A 19,780-nucleotide genomic window follows, 5' to 3' on the forward strand; every position below is an offset into this window, starting at 1 on the left:
GGGTGATTTATCATTGTCATCCGCAAAAAACTTTATAAAGCGTTTACAGACTCAAATTTTCGGTATCTAATTGCATACAGTTCTCCACTTTTTTATTTCCTTCCGAAGTCTTTTCTAAAGCAGATTAAAAGTAGTTTTTTCTGATTATGGAGAAACTGCCTCTATTAACGTAATAGAGGCAGTGAAATGAAGTCACTTCACATTTTCAAATCCGGTACACATACCGATATGAATGGCAAACAATTGCCGTTCAGCCCCGCAGATTTGCAAGCTTGTGCAAACGCTTATGACTCATCGTTGCATGAAGCACCGATTGTGATTGGGCATCCAAAAGACAATTTGCCCGCCTATGGTTGGGTTAAATCGCTAACGTCTTCCGGTGATGACTTAATTGCGGAGCCTCAACAGGTTGATGTTCAGTTCGCTGAATTGATCGATGCAGGCCGCTATAAAAAAATTTCTGCTTCTTTCTATTTACCTGATTCCCCAAACAACCCCAAACCCGGCGTGCTCTATTTGCGTCATGTCGGCTTTTTGGGTGCGCAGCCACCCGCCATTAAAGGATTGAAACAAGTTGAATTCAGCGAACAAGAATATGGTGTTGTGGAGTTCTCTGATTGGAGTGATATCACCAACGCCTCACTTTGGGGGCGTTTGCGAGAATTTTTGATTAGTAAATTCGGTATGGATGAAGCAGACAAAGCGCTTCCTTCTTGGCAGGTAGATTCATTACGTGAAGAAGCTTATAGCACGGCTCAGCCTGCTCCTGCCTTTCATGAACCCAATAACACACATCAACATGAGGAAAACATCGTGACAAATGAAGAAAAAAAGGCGCTCAAAGATGAAAACACTCGCCTGAAAGAACAGCTTACTGCCCGTGATGCTGCCGACGCAAAGCGCAAACAAACTGAGCAACATGCCGGAAACGTGGCATTTGCCGAAAAGCTGATCACAGACGGCAAATTGGCGCCAGCTGCTCAATCTATCGTGATCGCCTTGCTGGACGCTGTAACCCAAGGAGATTCCCCTGTCGAGTTTGCTGAAGGTGATGTGAAAAAACCATTGGCTACTGCGTTTAAAGATCTGCTGAGTTCTGTCCAGCCTGTTATTGATTTTGGTGAACATGCAACAAAAGACCGGGTAGACCAAAACACATCATCAGATATTGCTGAGTTTTCTGATGCAGATCCTGAACGTCTGGCGTTGCATCAAAAAGCCGTCGCTCTGGTGAAGAAAGAAGGCATCAGTTACGACGTAGCCGTTACCCGCTGCCTGTAACACTAGGGACGTAATTATTGAGGAGAAATAAATGTCTGATTATTTGAAAGGCAAACGTATTGTTGATCCTGTGCTAACCAGTGTTGCTCGTGGTTATAAAAATGCGGCATTCATCGGCGAACATCTTTTCCCCGTCGTCGAAATGGAGAAAGAAGGTGCTAGTGTGCCGACATTTGGCAAAAGTGCTTTTGTGGAATATGACACCACGCGTGCCGTTGGTGCCAACAGTAACGTTTTGATCCGTGAGAAAGGCTCTTCGTTAGATATCGTGCTCAACGAACATGATCTAGCTGCACCTGTTGATTATCGTGAGAAATCGGAATCTTTATTTAATGAAGAAGCAAAGGCAATCCGTCGTTCCACCAATGGCGTGAATCTCAAGCGTGAACTGTATGCCGCTCGATTGGCACAAGACCCTGAAGTTTATCTTAATGACTCGGTGAAGAATCTGACAGCTAATGAACGTTGGGCTGGTGGCAAAGGTAATCCAATCAAAGTCATTGAAGCTGGAGTTGATGTTGTTCGTACTGCCATTGGTGTACGTCCAAACCTCATGACAATGGGGGCTAGCGTGATGTCACTGTTAAAATTTCATCCTGAAATTCAGGCAGCTATTGGAGCCAACGAACGTAAACGTATCACAATAGAAATACTCAAAGACCTTTTCCAAATCCAAAACGTTGTCGTTGGTGAACCTGTTTCTACCCCAAGTATTAAAGAAAATCCCGTTGATATCTGGGCTGATAATTTGATGTTGCATTACGTATCACCTCCGCAGGCAGGAGCAGAAAGCGCTGATGAATATGAACCCTCCTTTGGCTATACATTTCGCCGCAAAGGGATGCCTGTAGCGGATAAATATGAAGGTGTGGGCGGTAAGGTCAATTACTGTCGTTATACCGATATTTATAAAGTTGCGGTTGTTGGCGGTGATGCCGGCTATCTGATTACCAATATTGTGAAGTAAGGGAGACATCATCATGGCAGTAACACAACAATCCGTATTGACGACAACAATTATCGCCAGTGCGAACATCATCCAGCATCGTTTAGTTAGTACTGATAATGCACCGTGTCAGGCTGGAGCCGTTGCACTTGGTATAGCAGAGGTGGATGCGAAGGCTGGAGATGTCGTTCCTGTTAATGTATTGGGCATTATTGCTGTTGAAGCTGGTGGGCCAATAACCCGTGGGCAAGTCGTACAGTCGGATAAGGATGCCTGTGTGGTACCACTGAGTTCGGCTGAAAATGCTGCCGGAACATCTGTCGGGTTTGCGCTGGATGATGCCACAGCGGCAGGTAATATCATTCGCATCTTACGTGGCATATGACATGTATTGCTCACTGAAAGATTTGCAAGAGCAGATACCAACTCAATCATTGATATGGCTGTCTAACGAAGAACCTAATGCTCAGACGATCAATGAGCCTGTGGTTAACAGTGCCATCCGCTATGCTGATGAACTCATCGATGCCCATTTACGTGGGCGTTATATCCTGCCTCTGGCGGAAGTTCCCACGGTATTACGTGATGCCGCCATTACGTTAACACGCTATCGGCTGTATGCCCGCCGTCCAGAGGGTTCTATTCCTGAAGCCGTGATAGATGATTACAAAATTGTTTTGCGCCAACTGGCTGACATCCGAGATGCCAAACTGACACTGGGCCTGCTTTCCACAGGAAAAGATGCCCCTGAATCGGGGGAGTTTCGTGTTCGGGCGCGTCGTCCCACCTTTGGGGGGAGTAAAGGAATGTTGGAGAAATACTGATGGATGTTTCGCCGATCATTGATGCCATTGTCATGAGGCTAAGAGAAAAACTACCTGGCTTACAGGTGGAGTATTTCCCTGAAAGACCAACTGAATTCAGGCTGAACCATCCGGTAGGAGCCATTTTAATCAGCTATCCCGGCTCTCGCTTCGACAAGCCTGAAGATGTTGGGACGGTATTGCAGACACAAACTGTCATGCTCAATGCCACCATTGTTTTTCGTCAGCTTAATGGACGTCACGGTGCCGTTGCCACATTGGATGATGTACGCCGGGTTCTCGGTGGATTCCAACCACCGAACTGCCAACGTAAATGTTGGCTGGTACGGGATACATTTCTCGGTGAGATAGCTGGCTTGTGGCAATACACGCTGGATTTTGCGACTGAAAGTGTATTTATCGAAGACAGTGAGTTACCGGATGGTCCGCTGTTAGCTCAAATCAATTATGAGGGAACTGAACAATGAAATACCTCTATACAGGCCCAGCAAGCGGCGTCACTTTAGCTGATGGCACTGAAGTCTTGCTCTGGTCAGGAAAAACTGTTGATTTACCGGAGCAGCATGATTATGTGAAGACATTGATCGCGCTGCAATATCTTCATCCACTGTCAGATACAGCAAAAAAATATCCTGAAGAAAAAAGAAAAGTCTGAGGAGGTCACTGATGGCCGCTAATTATTTGCATGGCGTCGAAACTATCGAAGTCGAAAAAGGCTCACGTCCTGTCAAGACAGTGAAATCCGCCGTGATCGGCTTAATTGGTACTGCGCCGATAGGGCCAGTAAATGCAGTGACACTTTGTCTGTCAGAAAAAGATTCAGCTCAATTTGGTGCTCAAATGAATGGTTTTACCATCCCACAAGCACTAGATGCTATTTATGATCATGGTGCGGGAACTGTGCTGGTCATTAATGTTCTTGATCCTGAGGTGCATAAAACTAATGTTGCCAGTGAAAGCATTATCTTTGATAAAACCACAGGAACAGCGAAATTGGTTAATCCCGTGGTCAGTAATGTCTTGCTAAAAGCCACCTCTGGTAGTGCACCTTATGTAGAAGGGCAAGATTATTCTCTGGATGCTCAAACAGGCAGCCTCAAGAATATCGGTAAAAACATTGCTGCTGGCGCAACCGTGATTGCCAGCTATGACTTTGCCGACCCTACATTAGTGACGCCTGCTGACATTATTGGCAGCATCAGTGCAGCGGGTAACCGTACAGGTATGAAGTTACTGAATGATACTTATAACCTGTATGGATTCTTTGCCAAGATCTTGCTGGCTCCTGTTTACTGTACCCAGCTAAGTGTGACGACAGAACTGATTGCCCTTGCAACTAAATTGGGTGCCATGACTTATATTGATGCCCCGATAGGTACCACTTTTGTTCAGGCTATCAGTGGCCGCGGCTCGTCTGGCACAATCAATTTTAATACCAGTTCTGATCGTGTCCGGCTGTGTTACCCACACGTCAAAGTCTATGATGCGGAAGGCAATAGCGAGCGTTTGGAACCATTGTCATCTCGTGCGGCAGGGCTGCGTGCCAAGATTGATGCAGACAAAGGTTTTTGGTGGTCATCCTCTAATCAAGAAATTATGGGGATCACGGGTATTGAACGTCAGCTATCCGCCATGATTGACGATCCACAAAGTGAAGTGAACCTGCTCAATGAACAAGGCATTACTACAGTGTTCAATAATTATGGCTCTGGTTTGCGCTTATGGGGCAACCGTACCGCCGCATGGCCAACTGTGACACACATGCGTAACTTCGAGAACGTGCGCAGAACGGGAGACGTGATTAATGAATCCCTGCGTTACTTCAGCCAGCAATATATCGATATGCCGATCACACCAGCGCTGATAGATGCCCTGACAGAATCTGTGAATGCCTATGGTCGTAAATTGATTGCCGATGGTGCTTTGTTGGGATTCAAATGTTGGTTTGATCCGACCCATAACGAAGAAACGGAGCTGACATTAGGTCATCTGTTACTCAGTTATAAGTACACACCGCCACCACCACTGGAACGGCTGACATTTGAGACCGAAATTACCTCTGAATATTTGCTGAACTTAAAGGGAAATAATTAATGGCCGGAAAAATAGAGATTAACCGCATCACCAACGCCAATATTTATATTAACGGCAATAACCTGTTGGGACGTGCTGAAGAAGTGAAACTGCCAGACGTTTCCATGACCATGCAGGAGCATAAGGCGCTGGGGATGGTCGGTAAAGTGGAGCTACCGGCAGGCTTCGATAAACTGGAAGGCGAGATCAAGTGGAACAGTTTCTACCGTGACGCCATGTTATCTGCTGCCAATCCCTATAAATCTCTGGCATTGCAGTGCCGTTCCAGCGTCCAGAAATTCAGTTCACAGGGGCGCATTGATGAAGTGCCATTGGTGACATATCTGACCATTTTATTTAAGAAGAATCCGCTGGGCACATTTAAGCAACATGAAAATGCTGATTTTTCCAGTAGCTTTACCAGTACCTATATTAAGCAGGTACTGGATGGTGAGGAGCTGTTAGAACTGGATTATCTGGCCAATATCTTCCGTGTTGGCGGCATTGATCAACTGACCGATTATCGCATCAATATTGGAGGTTAAACTAAATCATGACTGCACTCGCGCCAAAGCCAGAAAGCTTGCCAACTTGATTGATAAGTGGACTCCTCCGGAAGGTTGGTTTTCCGATATCGGTGCAGCGAAAGGGAAAGAATATCTGATAGACTTTTTCCGTAACTGTAAAGGCTTTCGCACTCACTAATGACAGGGGCATCAGCCCCTTTCTTCTTTAATCCCCTTTAATATTTCCGTTTCCATACATGAATGATACTGAATGAAACTTACAGAGGAGTATCATCATGTCAACCACGACTTACCATCTTCAATTTCCCTATACCACAGCTGCTGGCGTTCGCATTGAAGAGCTTCAGTTATCACGTTTGAAAGTTAAAGATATCAAGGCTGCCCGGCGAGCCAGCGAAAATCCTACTGACTGGGATGATATTTTGATAGCACGTTCGACAGGATTGTTACCAGAAGATATCGAACAGATGGATGCCGCTGATTATCTGGCACTACAGAAACGATTTCAGCAAGTTATCGGATTGGATCAGGGAAATAAAAACAGTGTGGCAAGCATCGGCGATGTTGGCACGATGGTTCCGGTTCCAGCCGAGCGAGATTGATAATCTGGCGCTGGATGAATTTGAATGTTGGTTGAATGAGGCCAACACTCAAATCAAACGCGAGAATGGAGGCAGTTAATTCGTGTCAACAGAATTTTCCATTGGTGTCATTATTGGTGGAGCCATTAGTAGTGCGTTCAGTTCTGCCATGTCTGGTACACGCCGTACTCTAGGAACACTGGGAGAAACGACTCGCCGACTGGAGAACCGACAGCAGGCATTAAACCGTGCTATTGAACGTTACGGTCAACTTGGTTCCCGCAGTGCCCAGAGTTTGAATGCGGATCTACAACGCATCAGTCGAACGCTGGAACAGTTGAACCGCCAGCAACAGCGCTTACAGTCTGCTGCTAGCATGAGTGATGCAGCCAAAGCGAATCGTATGGCGCTATATGCACAGGGAGCCGAAACTTATGCATTAACTCGCACGATATCCTCTCCCGTTGTTCAGTCCGTAACAAAGTATGCCTCTTTTGAATCAGGATTAAGGGATATAGCTGTCACAGGCAATCTGTCTCCGAAAGAAGAGCAAAAAATCGGAATCATCTTGCGCCAGAACGCCAAGCAAACAAACCAATTACAAGAAACCCTGCTGGAAGGTGTTGGTACATTGGTTGCCGCCGGAAAATCTCCCATGAAATCGACTGATATGAGTGGATTATTGGGCCGCGTCGCCACGGCATCTAAAGCTAATATTAATGACTTAGCCAAAATGGCTCTGTCCTTTGAGTCCCTGAAAATTGAAGGTGATCAAGCGCTCAAAGAAGCCTTTAACCGAGCTGTTTTCGGTGCTAAATCGGGTCGTTTTGAATTAAAAGATCTCGCCCAATACTTTCCAGAAATGGCGCAGCAATTTGCTGGTAAGGGAATATATGGTCAGGAGGCAGTTTCACAGATTATAGCCAGCTTGGAAGTTGGCCGTGAAGGCGCAGGAACGGAAGGTGAAGCAGCTACCAATATGAGGAATTGGCTAGCTTCAATGGGACGTGGTGATATTGCCAAAAGATACGCTGAAGCTGACGTCGATTATCAAACCTCAATGAGCAGATATGTTTCTTCGGGGTACTCACAATATGAAGCCTCAATCATGATCGCAGACCGCTTTATCAAGAGTAAAGGCGCTGATCTCATGAAAGAGTGGAAAAAAGCGGGAGCCAGAGGTGATGAAGATGCACAGCGTATGCTCATGGAATCCTTCGGGCTATCCTCTATTTTCACCGACGTACAGACAGTCAACCATCTCTTGTCCATGCGGCAACGTTGGGGAGATTATCAGCGTATCAAAACAGGCATGGGGACTGATTCGGCTCAAAAATCTGTTGATACCGACTTTGATAAACAAAACGATACCTTAGAAGCACAGTGGCGGCGTACTCAAATTGAGTTTAATGATTCGGCTATTAGCATTGGTCAGTCGCTGCGTCCAGCATTAATACAGTTAGCTGAAACCTTTATTCCATTGATGGACAAGACCGGAAAATGGCTGGCCGCTAATCCTGAACTTATCAGCAATGTTGTCACGTTGGTCGGCGGGTTCTTGGCATTCAAAGCAGCTTCAATCGGTGTCAGATTAGGTCTTAATATTTTGCTTTCCCCTATAACTGATATCTGGAAAGGCGCAATGTTAATGCGCACTCGGTGGTTACTGTTTCGAATGGCTATCGGTAGTGGCGGCAGATTCAGTGTCGTTGCAAACATCTTGGGGAAAATAGCCGGAGCAGCTCTCTGGTTGGGCAGAACCCTTGGTAGTGCTCTCTATAAGGGCTTGATGGTAGCTGGCAGAGCTATTTTGTGGATTGGACGCGTACTATTAATGAATCCTATCGGATTGATCATCATTGGTATTGCAGTGGCCGCTTATCTTATCTATCGCTATTGGAAGCCCATCAGTAATTTCTTTAAACGGCTTTGGGTCTTAGTGAAATTCGCTTTCCAAATGGGATGGCAGGGAATCAAAAATATTTGGTCTAACGTCAAAGGTTGGTTTACAGCTCGATGGAATGACATTACTAATGCGTTTGATGGCGGAATATTTGAGGCCAGTAAATTAATTTTAAATTGGTCGCCATTGGGATTGTTCTATAAAACATTTGCTGACGTTATGAAATGGTTTGGCATTGATATACCCAATAATTTTACTGATTTTGGTAAAAATATGGTTAATGGGTTGGTTAATGGTATTTCTAATATGCTGACCACGGCTAAGGACACCATTAAAAACTTTGGTGGCAAAGTTTCTAGCTGGTTTAAAGAAGCGTTGGGTATTCAATCCCCCAGTCGGATATTTATGGGATTTGGCGATAATATTGTGCAAGGTGCGGTTGTTGGTATTGATCGTACTACGCCGTTAGCTGCTCGTGCCACTCAGCGTCTAGCTGAGGGAATGACCCCTGATGTCCCACAAATTTCACCTCCTGAGATGATGTCAGGCAATCCGGTCAGACGAACAGGTTATAAAGATGCCAGCAACAACAATAACGGTTTTTCTATCTCTTTCGCCCCGCAAATATACATTGGTGATAAACAACAAACGGCTATACCCGATATTAGTCAAGCCTTAAACCTGAGTATGCGTGAATTAGAAAAACTGCTGGAACGTATTGTTATTCAGAGAGAACGCCGGAGGTACGGATAATGTTTGCAGTATTAGGTGATATCGAATTTGAGCTTATCACATATTGGGATGGTTTTGATGTAACGTTTGGTGTTGATTATGCCGAACATGCACGAATTCAAGGTAAACCCGGCTTGCAGTTCGTGGGTGAGAAACTGGATGAAATTCAAATTAGTCTGGTCTTTCATCAACATTATTGTGCGCCGGATGTTGAATTGAATCGGCTGCGTGAAGCAATGCGGAAACATCAAGCACTCGCGCTAGTATTCGGAAATGGTGATTACCGTGGCTGGTTTGTTATTACTGATGTGACAGCCACCAGTGAACAAACGGATTCAGTAGGTAATGTATTTGCCCTCAATGCCTCGGTGACATTACGTGAATATATCGGTGATCCTAAAAAATCGCTGAAACCACCTGCCATTAAATCCCATGTTCCGAATACAAAGGCGTTGTCTAATGCAATACCGAAACCATCAGGTATGGCTAAAAAAGTCAGGGATGGCGTGAATTATGCCAAACAAGCACAATCAGCACTGCAAACGACTATCAGTGCGGTACGTATTGCACAGAAGATGAAAGACAACCCGGCCGTAGCGTTAACCCGCGTACCAGGTCTTCTTACCGGACTCAACAATATTGTTGGGCCATTAGGGAAAAGCTATCCGGCTTTTCAATCACTCGGTAACTCATTGCCAGATGCAATTCAATTGACCAGAGCAACGGGACAAGCAGCAACATTTGTTAACAATGCTCAATCGTCATTAAGCCGTGCAGATAGCCGTAATATCGCGGCTGCATTGGACTCTGTATCAGCTCAACTTGAATCGGCAAGTTCAACATTTACATCAATATCACCCGCGATCAGTAAGATGGCAGCGCAAATTACCACAAGGGCACTTTGATCATGTTTCTTGAACACATAACGAAAGATGGCGATAGATGGGATTTATTGGCTCACTATTATTATGGTGACCCTTTAGGTTACGCTCGCATAATTGCTGCTAATCCGCACGTTGCAGTTACACCTATATTGCCATCAGGTGTCGTATTGTTGATCCCTATCATTGACGCTGACAATGTAGTAACTGCCGAGGATACACCACCGTGGCTGAGATAATTGATCCCAAGCAAACACCATCTATAACGGGTGTCTCAGAGGTTTTAAGTCCGACATTCACGTTACGATATTTGCAAAAAGATATCACAAATGACATCACTCCTTATGTCACTCGTGTCAGCTATACCGACAACATCAAAAGCGAATCCGATGAAATAGAGGTAGAGTTGGATGATACTGATGGTCGCTGGCTGGATAAATGGTATCCGGGCAAAGGTGATACATTAACATTGAAGTTGGGCTATTTCGGCGAACGGTTACTGAATTGTGGCTCATTCTATATTGATGAAATTGAAGTCAGCATCCCTCCTTCTATTGTATCTGTCCGAGGTGTAGCAACGTCCATTAATACGGCATTGCGTACCAAATCTAACCGTGGATTTGAGAATACAACTCTGGCAGCTATTGCTAACCGCATCGCCAAGAAACATCAGTTAAAGCTGATCGGTAGTATCGAAATCATCAAGATTGACAGGGTGACGCAATATTCAGAAACTGACGTGGCGTTCCTGAAGCGGTTAGCCAATGAATATGGTTATGCCGTTAAGATTGTCAGTGAACAGCTAATTTTCTCCCACTTGGCTACTTTGCGCAGCCAAAAAACCATAAAAAAATTATACCCTCGCGATGTCGCTCAATTTTCGCTGCGGGACACGATTAATAAAGTCTATAAAAAAGCCAAAGTGAAACACCAAAAGGCTGATGATAAAAAGTTGATTGTCTATGAAGCTGATGGCCCGACCAGTGTAAGTCATCAGTCCAATTCAAAAGGCAAGAGTAGTGGTAAAGAAACCAGCGTAGATACCTTAAAAGTAAACAGCCGAGCTGCTAACAAGGATAACGCTGAAATAAAGGCCAAATCAGCACTGGATTCATATAATGAGTACCAGCAGAACGGCTCACTTTCATTGATGGGTGCCCCTCAGCTAACCGCCGGAAATAAAATTGAGTTAATTGAATTTGGCAAGTTATCTGGGCAATGGTTAATTACTTCAGCTCACCACTCTTTTGATCGCAACAGCGGATATATAACCGAACTTGAAGTTGCTCGTGGCCCTGTTACATCAAGTAGATCCAAGAAAGATAAAAAGGGTAAGACTCAGAAATTGGTTGTCTATAAGCCCGATGGTTCTTCCGACATGATAATCAAGGAGAAATCCAAATGAGCAGCGTAACTCGTCAAGTCGGCACGATTAGCGCCGTAGATCCTGCTACTGTTCGTGCCCGCGTACGATTGCCTGAATGCGATAATATGCGTACTAACTGGCTGAATGTGTTGCAGCGTAATACCCAGAATAACAAGGACTATTGGTTGCCTGATGTTGGAGAACAGGTTGAAGTACTATTGGATGCCAATGGTGAAGATGGTGTTATTTTAGGTGCTATCTATTCCAGTATTGATAAACCGCCACCAACTAACAATAAAGACGTTCGTGGTATGACTTATGCAGATGATGCAGCTTTTTACTATGATCGTACCTCACACACCCTGACTATTAATGGTGGCATTCAGCACATTAAGATCGCGGTGGGAGCCAATGTTGTTATTCATGCACAGCAGGCAACTATTGATGCGCCGGAAACAATCGTAACCGGAAATATGTTAGTGAAAGGTCAATTAACTTATCAAAATGGACTGTCGGGTTCTGGTGGTAATGGAGCTGCTGCGACCATTCAGGGCAATGTCAGCGTTAATGGCAACATCCATGCAACGGGCAACATCATGGATGAAGGTAGTAACTCAAATCATCATCTTCATTAGTTTCTTTAAACATCTTTAATATTAGATATGCCTACAGGGGATGATACTGTTCCCCATGAATACGAACTCACACTCTGTTTTTTGGCAACTCGCTCTCCAGAACTCAGGCAAAATTGCCTGTGGGCTGGATGATATCGCCCAAGCAATACGCATTATTCTACGTACACCACGTGGCAGTGACCCACATCGACCTGAATTTGGCAGTAATTTACACCTTTATATGGATTATCCAATAGACCGCGCGATTCCTCACGTTGTCAGGGAGTCTATTGACGCTATTACTCGTTGGGAACCTCGTTGTCAGTTGTTATCGGTGAAACCAAATGTTGAGGCAGAGCACCTGACTTTGCGCGTGAATTGGAAAGCAGTTGATGGCATCACACAATCTACGGAGTTGCTATGGCGCTGACAGAACCTGATTTTATCGAGCGTGATGTAGAGAAAATCACAACCGAAATGATCGCAAAGTATGAGGCTGATGTAGGTAAGACTTTGTACCCAGCACAGGCAGAACGCCTGCTGATCAATTTATTTGCATACCGTGAAGCACTGACCCGAATGCGGGTTCAGGAAGCCGCCAAGCAGAATTTGGTCGAGTTTGCCCGTGCGCCCATTTTGGACTACTTAGGGGAATTGGTCGGAGTATATCGGCTACCCGCCCAACCGGCGCATACAATACTGCAATTTAGTGTTGATGAAGCATTAGAGCAAGATGTACTCATTCCAGTTGGAACTCGTGTTAATGCATCGGACAGTATTACTTTTGCTACTAATACAGATGCTGTTCTGAAAGCAGATACACGTTTCGTTAATGTCACAGCTACTTGTACAGATGCTGGATTATCAGGGAATAGCTGGCAACCAGCACAAGTCAATACATTGTTGGATGAAATCGACGACATTGACCTGCAAGTGACCAACACAATAGTGAGTAGTGGTGGTTCGGCAGAGGAAAGTGACGAGAGGCTACGTGTACGAATCAAGATGGCCCCTGAATCGTTTACTAATGCGGGCAGTCGTCAGGCTTATCACTTTCATGCCATGCGTGCTCACCCCAATATTGTTGATGTTGCAGTCAGGTCTCCCATTCCGGGTGTTGTTGAACTGTTTCCACTATTGGCGACGGGGCTGCCAGATGAAAGCATTTTAACGCTGGTGAAAAGTTTTTGTTCTGATGAAAAAATCCGCCCGTTGACTGACACTGTATATGCAAAACCTCCCGTGAAGGTTGATTATACCATCAAGGCGAAACTGACCTTGTACAGTGGCGTTAATGCACCTGATATTCAATCAGCAGCAAAACAAGCCATACAAGCATGGGTAGCTGCACGAGCAACAACGTTAGGGAAAGATATTGTTCCCAGCCAAATCATCTCAACATTGTCTGTTTCTGGCGTCTATCAAGTCGTACTGGAGTCTCCCACGTTTCAGGTTGTAGGTGAAAATGAATGGGCGAACTGTATCGGTATCACTGTTGTGGTCACTGGAGTCGCTGATGGTTAAGTTACATCTAGCACCTCCACTAGAAGCTGATATCAGTATGCGTGCATTAGGTCAGTTGGCCTCCCGTTTTGATGATATCGATTTAACTCAATTAATGGTTTATCTCATTGATACTGTCGATAGCAGCGCACTGCATTGGCTGGCAAATCAATTCTCCCTATTTGGCGATGGTTGGGAGCTTGTCGAATCAGACAATGCTCGCCGTACGTTAATCAAGTCAGCTATAGAATTGCATCGATATAAAGGCACACCGTGGTCAATTCGTGAAATTATCCGTCGTTTTGGGTTTGGTGAAATTGATTTAATTGAAGGCACTGGTCAAATCAATTATGACGGACATGCCAACCATAACGGTAATTATGTTCATGGAGATTCAACATCCTGGGCAAATTATCGCGTCATACTTCAGCAACCTATTACCAATGATCAAGCCTCGCTATTGCGTACCACATTGGCAGCGTTTGCGCCAGCACGCTGCCACCTTGCCAGTTTGGAATATCAGTCTGTATCAATTCGTTACAATAATACTGTCAGTTATGACGGTAGTTACAATTATGGGAGCAGTTAAAATGGCTAATTTGCTGGAAACCCCACAGTGGTCAGAGGGAGTGTATCAAATAGAAACCTCAGATCCCGTGTTAGGCGGGCCTGATGGTATTTCCAATCGGCAGGCTAAACAGTTGGTCAACCGCACAAGTTATCTTAAACAGAAACTAGAACAAAATGGGAATGAGTTGAGGGAACATTCTGAGGTGCAAGATCCGCATACTCAGTATGCACCGAAAGCCAGTCCCATTTTCACAGGAACGCCAATCGCCCCCACACCTGCTAAAAACGTTAATAATACTCAGATTGCAACAACAGCATTTGTGCAATCACTGACGAATACGGCGAATCAAAGTGCTGTAGCTGCAAATAACAACGCTAATAGCCGAGTACCGTCCATTCGTAAAGTGAATGGAAAAGCGTTGTCATCTGATATTTCATTGAATGCCGGAGATGTGGGAAGTTATGCTAAATCTGAGAGCGATAATACTTTCTTGCGCATTTCTAGCGATAAAACCGCAACCGTTGGTAGTTTATTGATTGATAGTAAAACTCCTTTTCCTGAGCTACGTTTCAAATCGAAAGATGGGTATGTGGTAGGAATTAATAGTTCGGAAGGAAAATTGTTACATATTTATTCTAACGATCCGAGCAATCAGCGACGTTATAATATATTAACACCTGAGCGAAGCGGTACACTCGCATTACAAAATGCAGCTATAAAATCTGAAAATGGCTGGTGGCAATGCGGGGATACGGGAATAATGATTCAATGGGTTAAAGTTGCATCAAACCAACAGTCATGGGTAAAAGTCAATTATCCAATTTCTTTTAAAAATCAGTTTATTGGATATGTCGCAAGCATGTCGAGTATAAATACATCAACAGGTCACACATTAGTACGTAATGCAACATTATCGACGTTTGAATATCAGGCTGGCACTCCCAACAACAATGAAAATCCAGGTAAAGTTGTTCATATATTATTTTGGGGGGTATAAATGGTTTATTTCTCCAGAAAAGAAGGCGCTTTTTATAGTGAAGCCCATGAAGAATGCGTTGAAATAACAGCAGAGAAACACAATGAATTACTAACAGGGCAGTCACACGGTTTGTCAATTGTCAGTAATAAAGAGGGTTATCCAGTGCTTACTGAACGTGCTCCGTCCGTTTATCATAAATACGATGGTGAAAAATGGATAATATCAGAAAGCGGTGTGATAAAACTTAGGCAGGAACAGCAGCAGCAAGCAGAACAGAAGAAACAGCAACTTATGTTCACTGTAAGTAAACAGATAGCTCCGTTACAAGATGCTGTAGATTTGGGGATGGCGAGTGATGAGGAAAATTCTCGGTTGACCGCTTTGAAAAAATATAGGGTATTGCTGAACCGTGTTGATGCTAGCTTAGCACCAGATATTTATTGGCCCGAAAAACCCAGAGTAATAGAATAAGGGCTGCAATAAACTCGCCCCAATAGTTAGACAGTCTAAGCAGCTAATATGGTCTAGGTTCGATATTATACCGAACTTAGACCATTTAGTTGAGAATTAGTCACCTGGAGGAATTACTTCGGATAACTCGTTCAATAGGTTGTCCATTCTCGTCAAAATATCGGCTTGGCCAAATTTCTGAGGGATGTACTCCGAGATTGTTCGCAATAATCCACTCTCCTTTAGGCCAAGGTCGTGATAGAGCATTAGCTAATGTAGATGAGCTAAGTCCCTCCTTACGTGATACCGCTGCTAAGGTAGTGCCGAGCTTACGTAAGGCAGCGATAATGTCGGCGGTATGCCAATCTTTTTTATTCATTTCCTTTATATCTCCATATAACAAACGCAATAAATTATCCTATTTTGGGATATTTAAGTAAATGGTTGATATTCGATTTTGGGATATTAATCAAGGTTAAAGAAATGGCATCGATTTATTCATATGAATATCAATTGGTTATAAACACTCTTCGTAAAGCTAGGATAGAAAAAGGTATTACTCAAAAAAGCTTGGCTCAAGCCTTAGATCGACCTCAATCATTTATTGCTAAAATTGAAAATGGTGAAAGAAGGTTGGATGTGGTTGAATTTGTGCATATAGCACACTTGCTATCTGTCGATTATGTGCTAATTTTAGAAAAAATTTTGTTCAAAAAACAACCTAAAAAGTTAAAATGATCGGAGCTTATAAAATAAAAAATCCCATTTTGGTATAAATCAACAATCGATTGATATTTAATCCTAAATGCTTAGTAGGATTAAATATATGGTTTCAATTTACTCTGATGAATATCAAATAGTTATCAAAGCACTCCGTGAGGCTCGTATAGCAAAGGGGGTCACGCAAGAGAATTTAGCTCAAGCGCTAGATCGCCCTCAATCGTTTATTGCGAAAGTTGAGAATGGTGAAAGAAGATTGGATGTTGTGGAATTTGTTCATATAGCACATTTGTTATCATTAGAACCAAGTGTTCTCATAAAAAGAATCCCAAGAAAATATTCCTCGATATGCTGATAACTTTCTATCTACGCTAGTTTCATCAGATAGCGTAGCTAAAGAGGGATTCACATAGTTAACTATATTAACTATGTGGTAGAACAATTAGGGTTTAATATCCCTAAAGTTGTTTTTTATACTCCGTGTTATGCAGTATCTATACACATTTTACTCGGCTAACACTTAATTGGAGCTATCTGCGCTCTTTTTGCGCAGATAGATGTAACTAAACCGGTTCCGCTCTAGGCTGGAGGGGGCTGGTTTATGAGATCATGAGGTCGGCCTTTTCAGCTATAGCGATTTCCCCAATTTTCGGAGCTTCGGCTCCTTTAATTTGACCAACGATTTTTACGCATTGCGTATTGCTAATTTATATGCTGAATTCCGAAAATGACTTCACGTTTTTCCTGTCTATACGCTCATTCTTCTCGTTCGGTTAGGTAAATTTGTCAGGCGCTTCTTAATAACTTCTTAGTCTCAAGATAGAGGTTTATAAGGCTAAGATAGCTTTACATTAGAGGTAGGTTCAAGTTCAGCTAAGATCATAGCTGAATGCATTCCAATCATTTTCATTTGGTTTCTGTACTGTGCATTATGATAGGGGTGTTAACCCCATTTTAATAAGTGCAGAATATACCGCCTAACTGTTCGGAATTGGTTACCGTGCTACAGATTTAAAGGAAAAATGGGTAAATTGAATAAATTACAGTCATATTTACGACGCTAGTTGTGTAAAAAATTTTCAATAGATGAAACGCAATTGTCGCTTTATTTATCGAGCGGATAAGTGAAATTTATCGCGCGCGGCGTCAGTTTCAGTCGTTGTTGCTCTTTCTCTTTGTCAAAGATAGGACTGAGAGCATTGTTGGCATGGTCGGTATCCCGGCTCAGGGTGGTGATATCTTGCTGCTGGTTGTCTTTGTCCCGGATAATCAGGGCACCGTCACTGACCGCGGCATGGGTGGTGCTTTGGGCATGGCCTTCCCGGTTAGCGCCGCCCAGGGTATTGGCCACCATATTACTGAGAATCATGCCGCCTGCTGAGCCGCCCGTGCTGATACTCACGCTATGGTGTTCGGTTTTAAAATCCGCTTTGTTTGGTCTTACCGATGGTGAAACCGATCACCAACACCAGCGAGGCCGGACAGTTGATTATCCGGCTCGTTGAGAACAGCTGACGGCTAAAGAGAAAATCCCAGCGCCTTGGCTGGGATCTCTTTTAGGTTAGTTTTCGTATTTGAAGTCTATATTGAGCTTCATTTGTTCTACATCAATAGTGACTATACAACCCGACCAATGAGGTTTTTTCTCTGAATGAACATTTTCTATAAAAAATTGTCTTAATGTAACTAATAGTTCCCTCAATCTATGATCTATTATCCCGTCTTCAGGTAAAAACCAGCGCATTTCATCGTTGGAATCGATGTAATCATATTTAAATTGACAACAATCACCTTCAGGAGATAATTCCGTATCCATAATAATTTTTTTCGCATTATCAGGAGCTGCGTTATATAACAATTGGCCGATCTCAGCATATATTTTATCATCTAGACTCATTTCTTGCCCCCAGGAACATTATCTATGTTTAATCTTATTGGCCTTTCATTATCTACCTTATAGGTAACATTAAAACTGACAGGGCGGTTACTATTATCACTATATATAGGTTGTATTTTCACATCAACTGTCTTACCAGCTTTTAATTCTTTAGCCCAAGAATTCTCCATCTGTTTCCAGGCACCTTTATTTAAGTTTCCATCCATAGGAACAACATTTAGTCGCTCGCCTGGGCCACCAAAAATACTGGCGATTAAATGCCCGCCTTCATCTCCCGGATTACCACATTTACCGGCTTTACATTGCTGATAAGTATTACGGTCACTCTTGGATAAATGTAGTGAAGTTTCGATATGGACTGGCCTGCTTAATTCATCTGTATGATAAATTTTCTCCCCGCTTGCATGTTTTACATGATAAATTTTATTGGGTTCAGGCTTATTCAGTACCTTACTCCAACCACCTTTCTTACCTTGTTCAATAAGTACAACTTCTTTCTCTGCTGTAGTTAAATTTGATTTATTAACTTGCTGATTATGATCAGTGTTAGCGCCTTTTGTACTCGTATTGCCAGTGTCTTTTGTCGCAGGCTTCTTCCCGGCTATCCCCAGCCCAATCATCCCGCTACTGCCCACTTTCGGCATTACACCAAACTGCTCCGCGAACTCCTTGCCTTCAACAACCTTCTTTACCACATCTGGCAGCGACTGGTAAATCGCTTGGGCACTTTCTGCATTCTCTGCCTGTACAAAGCGGTTTAACTGTGCCGTCTCCTCACTACTGAGACTGGAGAAGAATGAAGTCCGGTTCAGGCCACTGGCGGCGTCTGTTCCCGAGTTCATCATTTCCCAAACGGACACCACACAGCCCGGATTATGGGAGCAGTCATCTGCCTCGCTTTCCTGACGGTTTTTCTCGCTACGTTCTTTAAACTTGTCGTAAATCGCTTGCTTATTTGCGCCCGTCTTTTCTGCTTCCAGTAGTTCTTCTTTCAGTTCGTGGACATCTTTGGCCGTCAGGAAGTTGTTTTCCACCGCATTCTTCCCGGCTTGGGCCCCGGTGACGGCGCTTCCGGTGGAGTCACCGGTAATGCCGCCGGCCAGGCCAGCTGCCAGGGTGGAGAGGGTGCTGATGGTCTGTTTTTCCTCTTCACTTAAGTCACTGACTTTAACATTTTCACCATGAATATGCTTCATCAGTTCTCGTGCGGCCAGTTCACCGCCCGCCGCTCCTGCCGCACCGGCTAGCGCATTGTTACCACTGACTTCGGCGGCTACTGCCCCCAGAATGGCATGGGCCAGAGTATTGGTGACGACATCGACTTGATGGGTTTTCGGGTCGGTAGTCAGGTCTTTAATCACTCCAGCCAGATAAGGAGAAGCGCCGCCTGCCAGTGCCTGACCCATATTTCCGCCCGCGAGTCCCTGAATGGCCGCGGTAGCCGCCTGTAAAGCGGTGTGGTATTTTCCACCGGTGCCCAGGCCAGATTCATTCAATGCCTGGTTATAGGCGGTCTTGTAAATCTGGTCTTTAATTTGTTCCGGGGTGATATCGGTTTTACCTTTATCCTTCAGTACTTTTATGGCCGCTTCTCTATCCGGGTCACTGATGTTTTCCAGTTTGGCGTGGGCCGCTTTGGTGGCGATAATTGCCCCTTCGGTACTGGCGATATCAATCACCTGCGCGCTGATTTCGCCAATCAGTTGGGCCTGTTTCAGCCGTTGTTGCTCTTTCTCTTTGTCAAAGATAGGGCTGAGAGCATTGTTGGCATGGTCGGTATCCCGGCTCAGGGTGGTGATATCTTGCTGCTGGTTATCTTTGTCCCGGATAATCAGGGCACCGTCACTGACCGCGGCATGGGTGGTGCTTTGGGCATGGCCTTCCCGGTTAGCGCCGCCCAGGGTATTGGCCGCCATATTACTGAGAATCATG

The 19,780-nt window shown here is 44.2% G+C and carries 25 protein-coding genes and 1 pseudogene; 22 read left to right on the forward strand and 4 right to left on the reverse strand.

The window, feature by feature from the left end; genetic code table 11:
- The first annotated feature begins 186 nt into the window (after positions 1–186).
- The 20 genes from ACGF49_RS20165 to ACGF49_RS20260 all read left to right on the forward strand — a co-directional run bounded on the left by ACGF49_RS20165 (position 187) and on the right by ACGF49_RS20260 (position 15,252).
- Positions 187–1,281: a peptidase gene (locus ACGF49_RS20165; protein ID WP_113044101.1), complete on the forward strand. Its 1,095-nt coding sequence runs from the start codon at positions 187–189 to the stop codon at positions 1,279–1,281.
- Between the two features lie 31 nt (positions 1,282–1,312).
- Positions 1,313–2,248, forward strand: a complete 936-nt coding sequence (locus ACGF49_RS20170; protein WP_113044100.1) for a hypothetical protein — start codon at positions 1,313–1,315, stop codon at positions 2,246–2,248.
- A 13-nt stretch (positions 2,249–2,261) separates the two neighbouring features.
- Positions 2,262–2,612: a DUF2190 family protein gene (locus ACGF49_RS20175; RefSeq protein ID WP_011147618.1), complete on the forward strand. Its 351-nt coding sequence runs from the start codon at positions 2,262–2,264 to the stop codon at positions 2,610–2,612.
- 1 nt (position 2,613) lies between these two features.
- A complete protein-coding gene (locus ACGF49_RS20180) occupies positions 2,614–3,051 on the forward strand; it encodes a gp436 family protein (RefSeq protein ID WP_387492459.1) in 438 nt (145 codons plus the stop codon).
- Positions 3,051–3,518: a Gp37 family protein gene (locus tag ACGF49_RS20185; RefSeq protein WP_046975937.1), complete on the forward strand. Its 468-nt coding sequence runs from the start codon at positions 3,051–3,053 to the stop codon at positions 3,516–3,518. Before ACGF49_RS20180 ends, ACGF49_RS20185 begins: the two co-directional genes overlap by 1 nt.
- A complete protein-coding gene (locus ACGF49_RS20190; RefSeq protein ID WP_046975938.1) occupies positions 3,515–3,706 on the forward strand; it encodes a hypothetical protein in 192 nt (63 codons plus the stop codon). Before ACGF49_RS20185 ends, ACGF49_RS20190 begins: the two co-directional genes overlap by 4 nt.
- Before the next feature lie 11 nt (positions 3,707–3,717).
- Positions 3,718–5,145 (forward strand): phage tail sheath subtilisin-like domain-containing protein, encoded by a 1,428-nt coding sequence (locus tag ACGF49_RS20195; protein WP_387492463.1) that lies wholly within the window; start codon positions 3,718–3,720, stop codon positions 5,143–5,145.
- The gene (locus tag ACGF49_RS20200) at positions 5,145–5,669 is read left to right on the forward strand and encodes a phage major tail tube protein (protein WP_387492466.1); all 525 of its coding nucleotides are present in this window, start codon (positions 5,145–5,147) and stop codon (positions 5,667–5,669) included. The genes ACGF49_RS20195 and ACGF49_RS20200 overlap by 1 nt, the downstream gene beginning before the upstream one ends.
- 257 nt (positions 5,670–5,926) lie before the next feature.
- A complete protein-coding gene (locus tag ACGF49_RS20205) occupies positions 5,927–6,253 on the forward strand; it encodes a phage tail assembly protein (RefSeq protein ID WP_387492470.1) in 327 nt (108 codons plus the stop codon).
- Positions 6,213–6,332 (forward strand): GpE family phage tail protein, encoded by a 120-nt coding sequence (locus tag ACGF49_RS20210; protein WP_105395088.1) that lies wholly within the window; start codon positions 6,213–6,215, stop codon positions 6,330–6,332. Before ACGF49_RS20205 ends, ACGF49_RS20210 begins: the two co-directional genes overlap by 41 nt.
- A gap of 3 nt (positions 6,333–6,335) precedes the next feature.
- Positions 6,336–8,888 carry a phage tail tape measure protein gene (locus ACGF49_RS20215; RefSeq protein WP_387492472.1) on the forward strand — a complete coding sequence of 851 codons (2,553 nt, stop codon included), beginning with the start codon at positions 6,336–6,338 and terminating at the stop codon, positions 8,886–8,888.
- Positions 8,888–9,772, forward strand: coding sequence for a phage tail protein (locus ACGF49_RS20220; protein ID WP_046975940.1), 885 nt, complete (start codon positions 8,888–8,890; stop codon positions 9,770–9,772). The genes ACGF49_RS20215 and ACGF49_RS20220 overlap by 1 nt, the downstream gene beginning before the upstream one ends.
- 2 nt (positions 9,773–9,774) lie before the next feature.
- Positions 9,775–9,987 (forward strand): tail protein X, encoded by a 213-nt coding sequence (locus ACGF49_RS20225; protein ID WP_046975941.1) that lies wholly within the window; start codon positions 9,775–9,777, stop codon positions 9,985–9,987.
- Positions 9,975–11,153: a phage late control D family protein gene (locus tag ACGF49_RS20230; RefSeq protein ID WP_046975942.1), complete on the forward strand. Its 1,179-nt coding sequence runs from the start codon at positions 9,975–9,977 to the stop codon at positions 11,151–11,153. The genes ACGF49_RS20225 and ACGF49_RS20230 overlap by 13 nt, the downstream gene beginning before the upstream one ends.
- Positions 11,150–11,749: a phage baseplate assembly protein V gene (locus tag ACGF49_RS20235; RefSeq protein WP_046975943.1), complete on the forward strand. Its 600-nt coding sequence runs from the start codon at positions 11,150–11,152 to the stop codon at positions 11,747–11,749. The genes ACGF49_RS20230 and ACGF49_RS20235 overlap by 4 nt, the downstream gene beginning before the upstream one ends.
- A 55-nt stretch (positions 11,750–11,804) precedes the next feature.
- On the forward strand, positions 11,805–12,158 hold the full coding sequence (locus ACGF49_RS20240) for a GPW/gp25 family protein (RefSeq protein ID WP_046975944.1): 354 nt from the start codon (positions 11,805–11,807) through the stop codon (positions 12,156–12,158).
- Entirely contained in the window at positions 12,149–13,252 is a 1,104-nt protein-coding gene (locus ACGF49_RS20245) for a baseplate J/gp47 family protein (RefSeq protein WP_046975945.1), read from the forward strand. Before ACGF49_RS20240 ends, ACGF49_RS20245 begins: the two co-directional genes overlap by 10 nt.
- On the forward strand, positions 13,245–13,820 hold the full coding sequence (locus tag ACGF49_RS20250; RefSeq protein ID WP_046975946.1) for a phage tail protein I: 576 nt from the start codon (positions 13,245–13,247) through the stop codon (positions 13,818–13,820). The genes ACGF49_RS20245 and ACGF49_RS20250 overlap by 8 nt, the downstream gene beginning before the upstream one ends.
- Before the next feature lies 1 nt (position 13,821).
- Positions 13,822–14,799 carry a hypothetical protein gene (locus tag ACGF49_RS20255; protein WP_238591492.1) on the forward strand — a complete coding sequence of 326 codons (978 nt, stop codon included), beginning with the start codon at positions 13,822–13,824 and terminating at the stop codon, positions 14,797–14,799.
- Entirely contained in the window at positions 14,800–15,252 is a 453-nt protein-coding gene (locus tag ACGF49_RS20260; protein ID WP_271858945.1) for a tail fiber assembly protein, read from the forward strand.
- A 100-nt stretch (positions 15,253–15,352) separates the two neighbouring features.
- Here the strand turns inward: ACGF49_RS20260 and ACGF49_RS20265 are convergent, their stop codons facing one another.
- Complete coding sequence (locus ACGF49_RS20265) at positions 15,353–15,610, reverse strand: helix-turn-helix transcriptional regulator (protein ID WP_011147602.1); 258 nt, start codon at positions 15,608–15,610, stop codon at positions 15,353–15,355.
- A gap of 104 nt (positions 15,611–15,714) precedes the next feature.
- Between ACGF49_RS20265 and ACGF49_RS20270 the strand changes: the two genes are divergently transcribed.
- Both ACGF49_RS20270 and ACGF49_RS20275 read left to right on the forward strand, forming a co-directional pair.
- A complete protein-coding gene (locus ACGF49_RS20270; protein WP_041380249.1) occupies positions 15,715–15,969 on the forward strand; it encodes a helix-turn-helix domain-containing protein in 255 nt (84 codons plus the stop codon).
- Between the two features lie 88 nt (positions 15,970–16,057).
- Positions 16,058–16,306 carry a helix-turn-helix domain-containing protein gene (locus ACGF49_RS20275; protein ID WP_011147600.1) on the forward strand — a complete coding sequence of 83 codons (249 nt, stop codon included), beginning with the start codon at positions 16,058–16,060 and terminating at the stop codon, positions 16,304–16,306.
- Between the two features lie 795 nt (positions 16,307–17,101).
- Here the strand turns inward: ACGF49_RS20275 and ACGF49_RS20280 are convergent.
- From ACGF49_RS20280 to ACGF49_RS20290, 3 genes and pseudogenes are all read right to left on the reverse strand, one after another.
- A pseudogene (locus ACGF49_RS20280) lies at positions 17,102–17,386 on the reverse strand (adhesin); the annotation flags it as partial.
- A 126-nt stretch (positions 17,387–17,512) separates the two neighbouring features.
- Positions 17,513–17,848 carry a hypothetical protein gene (locus ACGF49_RS20285; protein ID WP_113041498.1) on the reverse strand — a complete coding sequence of 112 codons (336 nt, stop codon included), beginning with the start codon at positions 17,846–17,848 and terminating at the stop codon, positions 17,513–17,515.
- Positions 17,845–19,780 (reverse strand): DNA/RNA non-specific endonuclease (locus ACGF49_RS20290; RefSeq protein WP_387492482.1); only part of this gene is annotated, 1,936 nt, incomplete at its 5' end. The genes ACGF49_RS20290 and ACGF49_RS20285, both read right to left, overlap by 4 nt.

Origin of the sequence: Photorhabdus sp. RM96S (assembly GCF_042879335.1) — a bacterium.
GTDB classification, from domain to species: Bacteria; Pseudomonadota; Gammaproteobacteria; order Enterobacterales; family Enterobacteriaceae; genus Photorhabdus; species Photorhabdus kayaii.